This is a genomic window from Rothia sp. HC945 (assembly GCF_051370785.1).
In the GTDB taxonomy this organism is placed as follows: Bacteria; Actinomycetota; Actinomycetes; order Actinomycetales; family Micrococcaceae; genus Rothia.
The window spans coordinates 71,426-86,400 of sequence record NZ_JBFCSN010000003.1; the positions used below are offsets into that span (position 1 = coordinate 71,426).

Sequence of the window (14,975 nt, forward strand, 5' to 3'; positions counted from 1 at the left end):
ATTGTGCTCATTATAGTTGTTTCGTAAGCAAATGCGAGGAGTTGATCATGGAACCTCTATACACAGCAGAAGCCCTGAGCACGGGAGACGGCCGCTCCGGCCACGTGCGTTCGAGCGATGACACCTTTTCGGTCGATCTGGCCCCGCCCAAGGAAATGGGCGGTAGCGGTCAGGGAAACAACCCTGAGCAGCTCTTCGCGGCGGGATACGCCGCGTGCTTCCATTCGGCACTCCAGATGGTGGCCAAAGCCGACCACAAGAAACTGGGCGATTCCGCGGTAGGTGCACGCGTTTCCATCGGCAAGGAGGGCGAGGGGTTCGGCCTGTCCGTTGTCCTGGAGGTCGTGGTTCCCGACCTGCCCGTTGAGGAATCAAGAGAGCTGGCCGAGAAGGCCCACCAGGTGTGCCCCTACTCCAGGGCGACTCGCGGCAACATCGACGTGGAGCTGGAAGTCACCGACCAGTAGTCACCCAGGCTCGGGGAGGCTCATCAGGTGTTCTGGGTCTCCCCGACGTCGCCGACGTCCGCGTCGGCCGTCTCGTCAATAATGTTGAGGATGTGCTGGAAGTGAGCCGAATCCGGCTCAATCAATGACCCGTGAGTGTCCCCGTCGGTCAGGTGAAGGCTCCCCCGACCGCCGGCCTTCTTGACCGCGTCGATATAGCGTCGCGAATTCTCCGGCGACACGACCTCGTCGGCAGTCCCGTGCACGGCGACGACAGGCAGGGACGTATCAATGTTCTGAATCGGATCAACTTCGGAGTACCGCTGAGCGAGCTGCTCCGGGGTGCCACCCAGGGCATCGGTGATATTGACGTCGCCATGATCCGCCGCGTACTTCATATCCAGAGGACCTGCCAGGGAGACCACGCGCGTCGGGACGAACTTCGGATGGGCACCGAGTTCATGCTCTTCCTTCGAATCGCGCGTGCCGGCCCACATGGCCAGCTGCGCCCCTGCACTGTGACCGACAACCAGTTCGTCATCCGTCGTGAACTCGGGGTGTTCCTTGCTGAGTTCCGGAATGAAGTCCAAGGCCGAGGCCACGTCGGTGAACGTCGTCGGCCAACCGCCACCCGAACCCACGCGGCGGTATTCGATGTTGTACACGGCCATGCCGCGATCCACGAGCGACTCCGCGTAGGCCTCGAAGTCCTTGGCGCCGATCGAACTCTGCCAGGCGCCACCATGGACCAGAACCACCAGCGGAACGGACTTGGCCTTGTGGTTACCTGCCGGAAGGTACAGGTCGCCCCAGTTCTGCGAAGGGTCCCCCTCACCCTTGACCGGGTAATTCACCCTCTTGTACAGCGGCTCGTCCCGCTGCACCACCGATTCCGCCTCCGCCTTGGGCGCCGATGACGACGCAGAGGATGCCGAGGGTTCCGAACTCGAGGTTTGCGCCCCTTGATCGTTCTCAGGGTCCCCGGAAGAACACGAGGCCAGGAGGAACGCGAAGATCACTCCCATCGCAACTTTGCGCGCCCTCGGTAGCCACCTGCGGTCGGAATTCGCATCGGTCATCGGGGACTCTCTTCCTGATACGGATGCGGTGGTGTCCGGCCGCATCGTGATTCGGGGAACCTGTATTCACGTGCTATGGATCACTGTATCAGTGGCGCTATTTTTCTCGTCAAGAGGTGAACGGCCCACTTTCCGATGTGGTTTCCGTTGCTTTGCAATATCCACAATTTCGAACATTGAGCCCTACGAATCGGAGACGAATCTAGACTTTCTGCCCAAAGACGCGCCGACTGGCGCGCCGGTCGGACCTCTTCAGCCCATCCGCGGTCTTGGCGGGATTCGCTCGCCTGCATCGTGCGACGCCATCTCGAGACGAAACAATCCGGGCCCCGATGGGATGGGGAATTGTCGAACCTTTGGGGGAAGGTGTTTCATGCGTTCTCGTCGGGAACAGAATTATTCATGTCGTCACGGACAGAGCAGGACGCGGGCGCGATCCGTCCGCGTTTCCACGCTCAGTGGCCTGCTGATAGCGGCCGCCGCGACGAGTCACTATGCGGAGGCCGCCACTCCGCAGCACGCCGCGGCCGTCACCAACCGAGAAGCGTCGAATCATCGTGAACGTGTCCCCCTGGACAGCTCGGTCCTGGATGACGCCGTGGCCGCGGCAGAAAAGGCCGGAGTCCGGGTGGAGCGGAGGACAGCTTCGCCCGACGTCGTGGACCCGGACTCGGTTCGGGAACGCCAAGAGTCGATTTCGCGGTCCTACCGGGAGCAGGCGAATGCTCTCGGCTCGGTTGCCGAGAAAGCCCGGAACGAGCGCGAGAGGCACAACCAGCGGGTTGCCGAATCGGAGGCCCGGTACCGGCAGGCCAGCGAAGCCTACGAATCCGAGAAAAAGGCTTACGACGCCGCCAAGTCGGATTACGATGCCCGGAAGGCGGCCTACGACGCACATCTCAAGGAGCAGATCACCGACGCGAATCCTGACGTGGCTCTGACACCCGGGAAGCTCGTGTACGAACAACCCTTCGAGATCTCGGAAAACCGGAACAGTCTCGTCTCGGTCGAAGGCATCGAGAATCACCCGGGGCGAGCGAATCAGTTCGACCGCCACAACAATTACAATTCGGATTCGGTGACCCACATCAATCCGGTCGACGGTTCGAGCTTCACCATCACGTACAAGAACGTTGCCAAGGACAAGGCTTCCGGTCGTTCTCTGGATGCCCGGATCCTGGTCTCGGACGTCGTCACGTCGACCACGAACGACGGCGAACCGGCCATCGAGGTCTTTTCGAACTATTCGGACAACCTCGCGCTGTACAAAGTCACCGCGCTCAAACAGACCATCACTTTCGTCTACTCCGACACCGGAGAGAACTACGCCAATAACTACTACGTTTCCTTCGGTTCTCTGAACGGCCAAAGCGGCGATGGGGCTTCCCGTTACGAATTCGCCAGCGGAACGTACACCGCTGGCGGGGACGGGGTCATCGCGACGTTCCTCAATCCTGAGTCAGAGATCTCCCCACGGTCCCAGCCGGTCCACTTGGCGTCGCACCGGGAGGTCCCTCGAGCCTTCATGCTGCCTCAGGGAAGCAACCAGTCACGAAGCATTGCGGACACCGACCCGGAGATCATGCGGCGACTCGGCGTGACCTTCCTGGCCCACAATGGGTCGTCCTTCTGGGTGGGGACCTCGGGCGGCTCCGACGGGCGCGATCCCGACGACGTCGGCGGCATCACGGCGACGTACAACCACGTGATGCTCTCAGCCGACACCGTCGCTCCCACAGAGTCACTGCCCGCGCCGCCCACCCCGCCGAAGCCTCCCGTACGGGAGGTGGTCCCCGATCTGGACCCGATCGTCGCCTCCGTGGAGTACCACGAGCTCTGTGCCCGCGGTTCGGGGACGGTGAAAACGGCTCCCGGCGAGGGAAAGTTCGTTCTTCCCGGTCAGGTGACCCATCAGACCGTGACCAAGCGGACCGGTTTCGAACCGCTCCGCCAGTTCGTGGTGGGAGACAACATCTTCGCCACCGAGGACGGTCGGATCCCGGTGTCCGTGGACATGTCATCGGTCCGTGTCACCTCGGATTCGCGGGACGTCTCGGGGTCCTTCCGCCTCTCACAGGAGGAGACGGAGTTCCTGGGGAAGAAGGTCCTGCAGATACGTGCGGAGGCCATCGACCCGGCGTCATTGCCGATCAACACCGAGTTCGCCCTCCACATCGCCCCCATGGCATTGGCCGATGGAAAGGCCGACGACCTGGTGGATGCGGGCTTCGGGATCGTCAACGGCAGGCTCGACTACACCGAGCCACACACCTACCATGAGCCCTCGATTGAGCCGCACAAACATGGTCTGGTTCCTGGGACGAGCACGAAGGCCGACGGCCGAACCGTCACCGTGGGAGACACCATCGAATACAGGCTGCTCCTGGATACCTCCCAGCTGACCGACGTCGCCGAACCGATCACACGGTTCGGGATGCTGGATGACTACGACGAACGACACGGCCGCATCCCCGCATCGGCGGTCCGTGTTCTCAAACTCCCTGCCGATGCAGACATTGCGCCCACAGCGCCCTTGGACGAACTCGCCCGACACGGCGCGGAGGACGTCACGGACACATTCGACGTGACGGATTCGGGGGCTCAAGGTATCTCGATCATGGCGAAGATCGTGGATGGTGCACCGCTTCCCCCGCTCGGTTTCAAGTACGCCATTTCCCTGCCGTACTCGGTATCAACGAATAGCGATGGTGAGATCCAGAATTCCGCGTGGGAGATCGTTAACGATCACAAGGTCCAGGCCGAGACCGTGGCCAATGTTGTGAAAAGCATCAGGCCGCACAAGGACATCGTGGTTTCCGCCAAGAACCAGTCCTCATTGGACGGGAAGGAAATACACAGTGGGCAAACGTTCGAGTACAGACTGGATTCCTCCGTCCGTCCGTCGCACTACGCGGGGCGCACTGTCGAATGGTCCGTGTTCGACGACTACGACGAGTCCCACGACCGTTACGACGGAGACTTCACAGTCCTCTCCCGCAGCGACTTCGTTCTGGAGGACGGAACCGTCGTGTCCGCCGGGCAGGACATCACCCGCTTCTTCACCCAGAAGATCGACGACCGGTCGGGGGCTGTGACCTTCACGGCCACGGAAGACTTGCTGAAGGTCCTCAACCTCGAAAAGAATCTCGAGAAAGAACAGTCCTGGTCGGTGTACGCCCGCATGACCCGAATCGCGGCCGGCGACGTCGAGAACACCTTCACCGAGTCCTACAACGGTGCGTGGTCAGCCTCCAACACGGTGCGGACCCGAACGCCCGAACCGCCCGCGCCGCAACCTCACCCGAAGGGCCCGGAGCAACCTCCCATGCCGTCCCCGGAGCCTTCCGCCACCCCCGAGCCTCCGGCTCCGCCGGTTCGGCCGCCCGCCGGGCCACCCGACATTCCGGAGGCGTCAGGGACTGCGGAATCTTCGAGACCATCGCCGGGCGAACCGACCATCGGCCCCCGTTCTCCCGGCCCTGCCGCCTCGACTATCGCGTACGAACCTTCGGGCAAAGGCCCAACCGCCCACACGGGCAATACCGGAGAGGACGGCCACGATCCCGTCCTCGCGGGAGGCGCGGCCCTTGGGGGAACTCTGCTGGGGTACGGCGTCTACCGCGCACGCCACCGAAGGATTGAGGAATGAATGCCTCACCCACGGGCGGCCTCGTGGCCGAGCCATACTTCCCGGAACACCTCTGCACGGCCGGTTGCGGAACGCTGCCCTCGCCGTGGACGAGCAATGATCTGCGCCGGGCTCCTGATTTTGCTCCTGACGGCCCTGGCACAGTGCGCAAGCATACGGAATGTTCCACTCCTGCTGCGCCACCCCGAACTCATGTTCCGCTCCGTCTCGGTCTCGCCCGAGGGACACCGACTCGTGGACCGCGGGCCCGACCGAACCGCTCTGGACGCGGACACCGGTGGTCAATATGCCCCACGGCCTCACCGCGCGTTCCGTCATGCTTCCTGCACCGGAACCACCGGATCGGAGACGGTGCCCCCGATCGAGGCGAACAGCTGGCACGCGCCGTCGTTGGGGGCACAGGCGACCTTCGTCCCCGTCAGAACCGACGAATCCGGCGAGGTTCCGTTGCCGTCCGCCCCCGGTGGCGCCTGGGACGATCGGTCGGCCCCGGCCGGTTCCCCCACCGGGTCCACGTTCCTGGCCGGACACGTGAATCATTCCTCCGGGCGGCTGTCCCCGTGGGGGCGGTTGCACGATCTGGAACCGTGTGCGCCCATCGAAGTGGCCGATGCCAACGGTGGCATCCACACCTACCGCGTCACCGACCTCTACGTCGTGCCCCAGGAAGGACTCAAGGACCTCACTGCTCTGGTGGCAAAGACGGGGCCCCCGAGGCTCAACCTCGTGACGTGCTCCGGCCCAGAGGTCTCAGAGGTCGCGGACGGCCGGTTCGATTACCGGGACAATCTAGTGGTCCGGGCCGAATCGGCCGACGAACCGCCGAGATGACCGTTCGTGAGGGGCTTCAGTCCTCGAGGTGCTCGATGTCGCCGAAGGTCTCGGTCTTGTCGCCCTTGCGATGCACGAAGAACCAGTTGATCAGTCCCAGCACGATGCCGATGACCAGCAAGGCACCGGCAATTTCGTACTGGATCCAGGCCGACCGGTCCCGGACCCACGGCCCGGCCAAGTAAATACACGTGATAACGCCAAGGATGGGGACGATCGTGGGAGCCCGGAATGCACCGGAAGGAGTGGGATCGCGCCTGAGCACGAGGAGCGCGACGTTGACCACGGCGAAGACGCACAGCAACAACAGTGCGGTCGTTCCGCCGAGGGCTCCGACGATGCTCTTCTGCCCACTGAGATTCACATACACGATCAGACCGATGGCCAGAATCGTGGTGAAGATGATCGACACCCACGGCGAGCGACGCTTCGGCAGCACACCCGCGAAGGGTTTGGGCAGAACATGCTGCTTGGCGAGCCCATAGAGAAGACGGCTTGCCATGAGCATGTTGATCAGGGCGGTGTTGACGACGGCGAAGATCGTCAGGAACGGGAAGATCACATCGACCGGGATGCCCGGGGCACCCACGCGCACCACGTCGAGAAGAACGCCGGCATCCGGGTTCTTCGGGTTTGCGATGTCCCCCGGGGGAATCACGATCGTTACCGTGACCGCAACGAGGATGTAGATGATCACGCAGACACCGAGCCCAGTCAGCATCATCCGGGGCATGTCCTTCTTCGGGTTCTTGCATTCCTCGACCAGGTTGACCGAGTCCTCGAAGCCGACCATCGCAAAGAAAGCCACCGACGTCGCCATGGTGACAGCCGCGAACATATTCCGGTCGCTGTGGTTCTCGAAGACGACAATGCGTCCGAGATCGCCCTGGCCACCGATGATGGCCGCAAAACCGATCGCAATGACGATCCCCATCGCCAGCAAGGTCACACACGTGAGGATCACGTTGAACTTCACGCTCTCACCGATACCGCGAAGGTTCACCAGACCCAGCACCACGATGATGGCGATGGCCGAGAGCATGGAGGCCGTAGGACCGTCAGGGATGCCCGGGATGAACTGGCCGATACCGATCAAGAGGTTCTTGCCCACCAAGGTCGATGAGGTCGCCGCGCTGGTGATACCCGAACACGCGACCGCGAAGGCCACGATAAAGGTCACGAAGTGGATGCCGAAGGCCTTGTGTATATAAAGCGCCGCACCGGCAGCCTGTGGGTACTTGGTCACCAGCTCCAAGTAGGAAAAGGCAGTGAACGTGGCAACCACGAAAGCCACGAGGAAGGGCAACCAGGCCACGCCGCCCACTTCTTTGGACACGGGACCCGTGATGGCGAATACGCCCGCCCCGATCACGTCCCCAATGATCAGGAGGACAAGTAGCTTCGGACCGATGACTTTTTTGAGCTCCCCCGGTTCGGTGCTCGTCTCAGCTGCTTCGGTACTCACGGGAGAACCCCTCTTATCAGTCGATGCGCGTGTCTTGCACGTCACTCTACGGTGTGGCGTGGCATGCAAGGGCACAATTCAATCACGGATTCACCGACATTAACCTCTCCCCCTTTTGACCGACCGCCCCCGGCCGCCGGCTCCCAGCCCAGGCACCATTCGAGACCTACCGCGTTTCCACCAAGGGGCGCAGTATGGGAGCAAGGCAACAGAGACGTGCATCACTATTGAACCCGAGGAAGAGGACTGAACAGATGAAGATCGTGAGCTCAACCGTCGCATTCGACACGAACGACATCGAGACGGAGACGGCCTTCTGGGCCGCGCTGATCGGGGGCGAAGTCGACGAGGAGGACCGCGACGACCCGCACTGGCGAGACATCCTGGTGGACGGTGAATTGCGCGTCTCCATTCAATACGCCGAGGACCATATTCCTCCGACATGGCCGCCCGAAGAAGGAGATCAGCACCAGCAGGTGCACATGGATTTCAACGTCGAGCCGGAAGACTTCGAGGATGCGTGCCGCGAGGCGCTCTCACTGGGAGCGACCTCCATCCGGGAACCCCGCGACAAAAACGCCTCCCACGGCTTCCACGTCTTCGCCGACCCATCGGGCCACCCCTTCTGCATCTGCTGGGGGTGACGATACGGCTCCGTGCGATGCTGGGACGAGGCATCAATCCCGGGAGGGCCATGAAAACCACGAGTATCACCATGATCACCGGAGGGCTTGCCCTCCACTCCTCGTCCGCACAGCTGGCCGACCGCTTCAAGGACGCGGTCAAGGAAGAGATCTCCGGTCGCGGACTCGAACCGAGAATCCGAACCCACCACCTCAGCCAGTTCTGCTATGAGATCGCCGACTTCATCACGAACGGATACCCCGAGGGCGAATTGGAGAGTCTCCTCAACGAGGTAACCGCCGCCGACGGCGTCATCACCGTCTCCCCGACGTTCCAGGGCAGCTATTCCGGGCTCTTCAAATCCTTCTGGGACCTGGTCTCGGCCGAGGACTTCGAGGGCAAGCCTCTCCTTCTGGGAGCCACGGGCGGTTCGCCGCGACAGTCCATGGTCCTCGAATACTCGATGCGACCACTGTTCACGTTCCTCCACGCCGACGTCGTCCCGACCGGCGTCTACGCAACCTCGACCGAGCTGTCCTCAGAACACATGCTGGAGGACCGCATCGGACGAGCGGCACGGGAGTTCGCACTGAAGGTCATCCCGGAGACCGAGTAGCTCCTCCCCCGGAGACCACGACGGCGGGCAACGACCCCGCGGTGAATCAGGCCGAGAGGATCCCACTGGCCCCGATATAACCGGCCATCATGGCTCTGGCGACGTTGCGAACATCGTCGTCGTCCGGGAGGAACGTTGAGGAATGCAGGCTCTCCGACGTGCCGGTGCCAACGAACAGCATGAGAGACGGAAGCGATTCGGCGTAGAACGCGAAATCGTCCGCCCCCAGCGATCTCATATCCTCGATGACCGAGAAGCCGAGGTTCACCAGAACCTCGTGGGCGGATTCGGTCATGGAGGGGTCGTTGAACAGTACTGGCTCGCCCGCGGTGATGCGAACTTCCGCCGTGCAACCATGCACCTCGGCGGTCCCGTTCGCGATGTCGCAGACCTTCTGCCGCAACTGCTGCCGCGTCCGCTCGTCCAACGACCGCAACGTGCCGGAAACCGTAGCTTCGCCCGGTACCACGTTGGCCGCCTCACCCGCGGCAAAGGAAGAAACACCCAGCACTGCGGGACTCATCGGATCCACCAATCGGCTCACCACGCTCTGGAGCCCAACCACAACCTGCGACGCGGCGAACAATGAATCGTTGGTCAAGTGAGGGTAGGCAGCGTGGCCCGGCGTTCCTCGGATCGTCATATGAAACTCGTCAGCGGCGGCATTGACCCCACCGGGAGTGCAGGAGACATACCCTGCGTCCAATGTCGACTGCACGTGGGTTCCGATCATGGCACCGCACTGCTGGTCCGCCAGAACCCCCGATTCCGTGATGTCCTCGGCCCCCGAGGGATACGTTTCTTCGCGCGGCTGGAGCACAGCCAGAGCCGGCCAGGGGGTTCCCGCGTCGCGCACCGCCGACAAGACGGCGACCAAGGCCGCCATGTGGACATCGTGCCCGCACGCGTGCATTGCCCCCAGGTTCTCCGACCGCCACGAGGCCCCGGTTTCTTCACCGACCGGCAAGGCGTCCAGCTCCGCACGCAGTCCCACGGCCGGGCCGGGTCCTCCGACTCGGCACACTGCACCCGTGCCGGCGAGGTGAGTCACCGACTCCGGATCAACCACCCCGGCCAAGTGTTTGAGGACGATATCCCGGGTCCCAGCCTCCTGGCCGGAGACCTCCGGGACTCGGTGCAGAGTTCTTCGAAGCTCACAGGCCGCCGGTACGTGAGCGTCCAGGGCTTCCCACAACTGGTTCTCGTTCATGCATCCAATCCATAGACACGTCGTGCATTGTCTCGGGCCACCATCTCGGCAACGCGGCACGCGTCCGAGGCCGACCACTCGCCGTCCTCAACCCATTGCCGAAGGACTGTGGCCGTACCGCGCCGCCACAGCACGGACCCCAAGTAGTGGAGCTCGGGCGGACCCCACGCATCCGAGGAGTAGAGAAGCTTGCCGAACGGTGCCAGCTCCATGCTTTCGGCAATGATTCTGGTCGAAGCGGCGCCCGTGTAGTTGATGCCGAGCCCCACGTCCATGTACACGTGCGGAAACACGTGGGAGAGGTACCCCGCCATCCGGTGGTACGGGTAGCAGTGCAACAGCATCACGCGCACGCCGGTTGGCTCCACGGTCCGCAGCCACTCGGTCAGCAGAGCGGGATTGCACCGGTGCATGTCCAGGTCCGGGTCTCCGAATCCCACGTGCAATTGCAACGGCATGCCGGTGTCGCAGGCGGCGAAGAGCAGAAACCGGAGAAGGACCGGGTCCTCGACACGCGGACGCGTACCGGGCTCGAACTTCGCCATCCAGGCCCGGGCCGCGGCGACCACCTCGGCACTCGTCGGGCGGGTTGGCTCGAAGTCGAATCCGTACCTGTACGCCACGATGGATTTCCAGCCGACCGCGGTTCGCGCCGCTTTGTCCAGGGCCTCCCGAAACCGTTGTTCCAGGTCCTCCGGCTCACAGGTCAGGGCGAGGTCCTCGAGCGTCGATTCCAACCGGACGATCTCTCGAGACCGCCCATCGAGCTCGGCTTGCATACGCTCCACGCCCCAAATCTCGTCCGCCGAGAAACCGGTGTCGACCACCCAGTCGTCGACACCGGCCGCGCCCAGGAACAGCCTCGCCAGTTCCCCGGACGACCAGGTCGTTCTGGCGTCCCAATAGTCGTTGGCGCCAACGCGTTCCGGAAGCCCCAGCAAAGGGGCGCAATGCCTTCGCACGGCAAAACCCAGCTGGGAATCGAACGCAGTGAGCCCGGGCGGCTGGGGCCGGTCGGACTCGGAGATCAGAGATTCGAAGCCATCGCGGCCGACCTCCAGGGCCAGGGGGCCGTGGACGTGGTGGTCAACGAGACGAACCGTCGCCAGTGTTTCATCGAGGTCAGTAGGCATGAGCCACCTTTCGGCAGACCTCGAGCCGGTCGAGCCCATCGACCTCCGCGAGGTCCGCCTTCTTGACGTCCACATACGTCTGAAGGAGTTTCGGATCGAACCAGGAGGCGGCGACGTCGTCCGAGGTCAGTGCCGCCAGCGCATCGTTGACGTCGATCGGCAATTTCGGTGTTCGGGCGAGATCTTCCGTCGGGGCGTCCTCGTGCCAGATTCTCTCCCTGCGGTATTTTCTCCGGATACCTTCCATTCCTGCACGGACGATGGCACCCACGGCCAACCACGGATTGCTCGTCGCGTCGGCGGCACGGTACTCGAGGTTGAACTGGTGCTGGGGGCGGCCACCACCCAACGTACTCGTCGGGCAGATGCGCACCAGAGCTTCCCGGTGGTACTCGCCGAGGAAGACGCCGCCAACGCTCCACCGGTTCGGGCTCAGCCGCAGGTACGAGGACGGGCTGCACGCCGTCAGCGCCGACAGTGCCCGGGCGTGCTTGATGATTCCGGCCGCGAATTGGGCGCCGACCTCAGCCAGATCGGAAGGTTGTTCGGGGTCGTGCAAAACGGGGGCTCCGGTGGCGCTGTCCCGGAGAGAGAAATGGATATGGACGCCGTTTCCCGATCCCTCGGGGTCCAGAAGGGGCGCGAATGATGCGGTGCGGCCACGTCGTCGCGCGAGATCCCTGACCAGGTCTCGGAGGACGACGGCGCGGTCGGCCGCCTCCAGGGCGCCGGTGGGACGGAGGGTGATCTCGAACTGGTCCCTGCCGTACTCGGGCAACCACGTCTCCGGCTCCAGACCCACGTGATTGAGAAGTTCCACCAGGTCGGTCCCGAACGGCTCCGCAGCCCGGAAGCGTTCGAAGGAGAACGGGGCGGTCTCCTCGGCACCGGTCATGCTGAACTCGTGCTCGAAGGAGGCCACGACCTCCAGGCCGGTCAGCTCCTTGAATTCTTCGAGAGCGTTGCGCGCGAACGTCCGCGGGCAGCAATCCCACGGGGAACCATCCGGAAGGGTCTGGTCCGCTAGGTAGAAGTTCAGGCCAGGAGCGTCGCCGTCGGCAGGCACCGTGACCACGGAACCGGCGTCGGGAATCAGGCGCAGATCACCTGTCGCCCCGAAAACATTGTCCTCGGCGATGCTTCCGAACGCACCAATGGCCAGGTTCGCCGGAACCCATCCGACGCCTTTGGTCAGCACCGAAGGCGTCTCCTTCCCGGGAACCGAACGTCCTCGGGTCTGTGCCGAGATGTCGTTGGTTGCGATGAAAGTCAGGGGTGATGTTGGCATAATTTTCCGCTCGTCCTCGAAGGAAAGATGCAATTCTGAATCTTATGTTTCACGAACCGCATTTAGTCGTCCTACGGTAACGCACATTACACGATCAGAGAGACGCGGACCACATGAGAGGACCTGAGGGCCGCCCCCATCACCCCTCTCCCAGCAGCTCTTCGAAGGCAACGACTCTCTGCCTCCCCGAGTCCCCGAGTCGCTCGGTGACCGCGCCGATCAAAGCCTCCGTCAGCGCTGTGGCGGCGGTCAGCGAGTCGAAGGGCGACGCGGATTCGACCTCGCTCGAAAGCACCGTCCGGGCCACATCGGATACCGGCGACAGCCGGTGATCGGTCATCAGGCACACCGAGGCACCGCGTCCATGAGCCAAATCGGCCAACCGGGCGGAATCGGACGAGTACCGGCGGTAATCGAACAGAATCAGCACGGAGGCGTCGTCCATATCCAAGACCCCGCTCCGCCAGGAATTCTCATCGCGCTCCAGGACGGTCACTCCGCGCCGCAGCATCTTGAGATGGTCCGCGAAGTATCCCGCCAAGTAGTGACTGAACCGCCCCCCGCTGACCACGATGCGACGTTTGGGGTCGGACAAGAGATCCACCGTCGCAGAGAACTCCGACTCCGGAACCTGCTCGAACGTGGTCGAGAGCATGTGCGAGAAGGACTCGAGAGACCGCTCGAGCACACCCTCTCCCCCAACCCCCGACTTGCGTCGATACTGTGCCACGGGGGATCCCTGGGCATTGATCTCGGCCACGAGGCGGCGCTGGACGTCCGGCCACCCGGTGAACCCAATCCGTGAGGCGAAGCGCAGAACCGTCGGCGCACTCACACCGGACATGGTCGCGACTTCGGCCACCGTCGTGAGACCGGCACTCGGGTAGCGCGCAAGCAGCACACGGGCCACTTTCCGCTCCCCCTTGGTCATGCAATCCATCCGTTGGCGCACCAGCTCTCGCACTTCCGTGCACCCGTCGCCATCGACCCCGGATGTCTCCCCCTCTGAGCCTTCCTTCAAAGATTCACTACCAGAACCCATGCGCATCTCTTTTCCTCGTCTACCGGAGCGTCTCCAGTGTCGCACCACGCCGAAGGACAACGCGAAATATTTTTTACACTCTTGCCCTAGACGATCCAACCTGTAATGTGTATAACTCAACCTGACCAACTGTGATCCGCACCATATCGTAGGTGAGTAGCATGCCCGATTCCTCGACCACGCGCCCTCCTCGCAAGATCTCTTCCATCGAGGCGGCCGCGCTCTCCGTAGGTTTCATGGGTCCGGTCATGGCCATGGCTCTCAATGGCATTGGCGTGGCAGACCTCGTGGGAACCAAAGTGCCCTTCACATTTCTCGTTGCGGCGATCGGCGTCGTGGTGGTGGCATACGCCTTCTTCCGCCTGACTGGAAAATATGCGCACTCCGGCTCGGTATATGCCCTCACGGGGGTGACCATCGGCCCTCGGGCCGGATTCTTCTCCGGCTTCGCCTTGCTCGGGACTTACCTCTTCTTCGTGACCTGTATCTTCGGCGCGTGCGGAGTCTTCTTCAACGCATTCCTGGCGACTCTCGGACTCGACTCATCGCCGCCCTGGCCGCTGTTGCTGCTGATCATTGGGGTCCTGGTTTGGACGATCGGTTCGAAGGAGGCCCCGCTCGTCACCCGCGTCCTGCTCCTCATCGGCGGATTCGGCCTGGCCTTGATGGTCGTTCTGACCGTGGTGGTACTGGTGACGGTCGGCGCCGGCAACGGTTCGCACCCCGGAGCCGAGGGCCCGGGGCTCGAACTGGCACCCCTCCTCCCTCATGGCGCCTCCGGATCTGCCGTCATGACGGCCTCCGTCTTCGCGTTCATCTCCTGGGCGGGTTTCGAATCGTGCACATCATTGGCCGAGGAGACGAGGAACCCCAGACGAGCCATCCCCTTCGCCCTCATGGGATCCGTGATCCTGTGCGGAGTCATCTACGTTCTGGTCATGTACGCGCAGACGATCGGGTTCGGGGCGACGGAGGCGGGCGCGAAGTCCTTTGCCGCCTCGGAGTCGTCACTCATCGATATCGCCCTTCAGTACACCAATCCGTTCTTCGCCCAGCTCCTGGCCTTCTCCGCGTTCGCGGTAGCCTTCGGATCGGCGCTGAGTTCGACGTCGGCCGGGGCCCGCCTCCTGTTCGCGCTCGCCAGAGACGGGTTCGGCCCCAAGATTCTGGCCAGGACCCGGGCCGACCAGCGCACTCCGCGCCATTGCGTGACGGCCGTGGTGGTCATTGCCTTGCTCCTGTCCCTCGTTCTGCTGGCGGTCCGGGCAGGGCCGTTCGAAACGTACTACTGGTACGCCACCATTGCCGTGCTCTGCCTGCTGGTCGCCTACGCCATGACCTCCCTCGGGGCGCTCTCCGCCATCCTGCATCGGACGACGAATATTCCTCGGTGGGAGATCGTCTTCCCCGTGGTCGCGCTGATTTACCTCGGCTACGTCTACTTCGTCCAGGCCTGGGGCCAGGAGGCCCCGTATAGCTACTTCCCGTGGGTAGCAGGCCTGTGGTGCGCCGTCGGGCTCGGGATGGCGTTGCTTCGACCCGATATGGCCAGGAACATCGGGGATGAGCTGATCCAGGCGGACGACTGAGGC

The 14,975-nt window shown here is 63.1% G+C and carries 12 protein-coding genes; 6 read left to right on the plus strand and 6 right to left on the minus strand.

Annotated features, from left to right (window positions below; translation table 11 throughout):
* The first annotated feature begins 47 nt into the window (after positions 1–47).
* Complete coding sequence (locus tag AB0Y14_RS10350; RefSeq protein ID WP_436589182.1) at positions 48–467, plus strand: organic hydroperoxide resistance protein; 420 nt, start codon at positions 48–50, stop codon at positions 465–467.
* Between the two features lie 23 nt (positions 468–490).
* On the opposite strand, the gene AB0Y14_RS10355 is transcribed toward AB0Y14_RS10350, so the two are convergent.
* Positions 491–1,525, minus strand: coding sequence for an alpha/beta hydrolase family protein (locus AB0Y14_RS10355; RefSeq protein ID WP_436589183.1), 1,035 nt, complete (start codon positions 1,523–1,525; stop codon positions 491–493).
* Between the two features lie 373 nt (positions 1,526–1,898).
* On the opposite strand from AB0Y14_RS10355, the gene AB0Y14_RS10360 reads away from it, so the two are divergent.
* Positions 1,899–5,174 (plus strand): LPXTG cell wall anchor domain-containing protein, encoded by a 3,276-nt coding sequence (locus tag AB0Y14_RS10360; protein WP_436589184.1) that lies wholly within the window; start codon positions 1,899–1,901, stop codon positions 5,172–5,174.
* 96 nt (positions 5,175–5,270) lie between these two features.
* Positions 5,271–6,005 carry a class F sortase gene (locus tag AB0Y14_RS10365; protein WP_436589185.1) on the plus strand — a complete coding sequence of 245 codons (735 nt, stop codon included), beginning with the start codon at positions 5,271–5,273 and terminating at the stop codon, positions 6,003–6,005.
* A gap of 16 nt (positions 6,006–6,021) precedes the next feature.
* Here AB0Y14_RS10365 and AB0Y14_RS10370 read toward each other — a convergent pair whose 3' ends face one another.
* The gene (locus tag AB0Y14_RS10370) at positions 6,022–7,470 is read right to left on the minus strand and encodes an APC family permease (RefSeq protein WP_436589186.1); all 1,449 of its coding nucleotides are present in this window, start codon (positions 7,468–7,470) and stop codon (positions 6,022–6,024) included.
* A 254-nt stretch (positions 7,471–7,724) separates the two neighbouring features.
* Between AB0Y14_RS10370 and AB0Y14_RS10375 the strand changes: the two genes are divergently transcribed.
* Complete coding sequence (locus AB0Y14_RS10375; RefSeq protein WP_436589187.1) at positions 7,725–8,114, plus strand: VOC family protein; 390 nt, start codon at positions 7,725–7,727, stop codon at positions 8,112–8,114.
* Positions 8,115–8,164: 50 nt separating this feature from the next.
* On the plus strand, positions 8,165–8,710 hold the full coding sequence (locus tag AB0Y14_RS10380) for a CE1759 family FMN reductase (protein WP_436589188.1): 546 nt from the start codon (positions 8,165–8,167) through the stop codon (positions 8,708–8,710).
* 46 nt (positions 8,711–8,756) lie between these two features.
* On the opposite strand, the gene AB0Y14_RS10385 is transcribed toward AB0Y14_RS10380, so the two are convergent.
* The 4 genes from AB0Y14_RS10385 to AB0Y14_RS10400 form a co-directional block, all read right to left on the minus strand.
* Positions 8,757–9,920 (minus strand): M20 metallopeptidase family protein, encoded by a 1,164-nt coding sequence (locus AB0Y14_RS10385; protein ID WP_436589189.1) that lies wholly within the window; start codon positions 9,918–9,920, stop codon positions 8,757–8,759.
* Complete coding sequence (locus AB0Y14_RS10390; RefSeq protein WP_436589190.1) at positions 9,917–11,053, minus strand: amidohydrolase family protein; 1,137 nt, start codon at positions 11,051–11,053, stop codon at positions 9,917–9,919. The genes AB0Y14_RS10385 and AB0Y14_RS10390 overlap by 4 nt, the downstream gene beginning before the upstream one ends.
* Entirely contained in the window at positions 11,043–12,341 is a 1,299-nt protein-coding gene (locus AB0Y14_RS10395) for a glutamine synthetase family protein (RefSeq protein ID WP_436589191.1), read from the minus strand. The genes AB0Y14_RS10390 and AB0Y14_RS10395 overlap by 11 nt, the downstream gene beginning before the upstream one ends.
* 139 nt (positions 12,342–12,480) lie before the next feature.
* Complete coding sequence (locus tag AB0Y14_RS10400; protein ID WP_436589192.1) at positions 12,481–13,383, minus strand: MurR/RpiR family transcriptional regulator; 903 nt, start codon at positions 13,381–13,383, stop codon at positions 12,481–12,483.
* Between the two features lie 161 nt (positions 13,384–13,544).
* On the opposite strand from AB0Y14_RS10400, the gene AB0Y14_RS10405 reads away from it, so the two are divergent.
* The gene (locus AB0Y14_RS10405; protein ID WP_436589193.1) at positions 13,545–14,972 is read left to right on the plus strand and encodes an APC family permease; all 1,428 of its coding nucleotides are present in this window, start codon (positions 13,545–13,547) and stop codon (positions 14,970–14,972) included.
* The last annotated feature ends 3 nt before the right edge of the window (positions 14,973–14,975 follow it).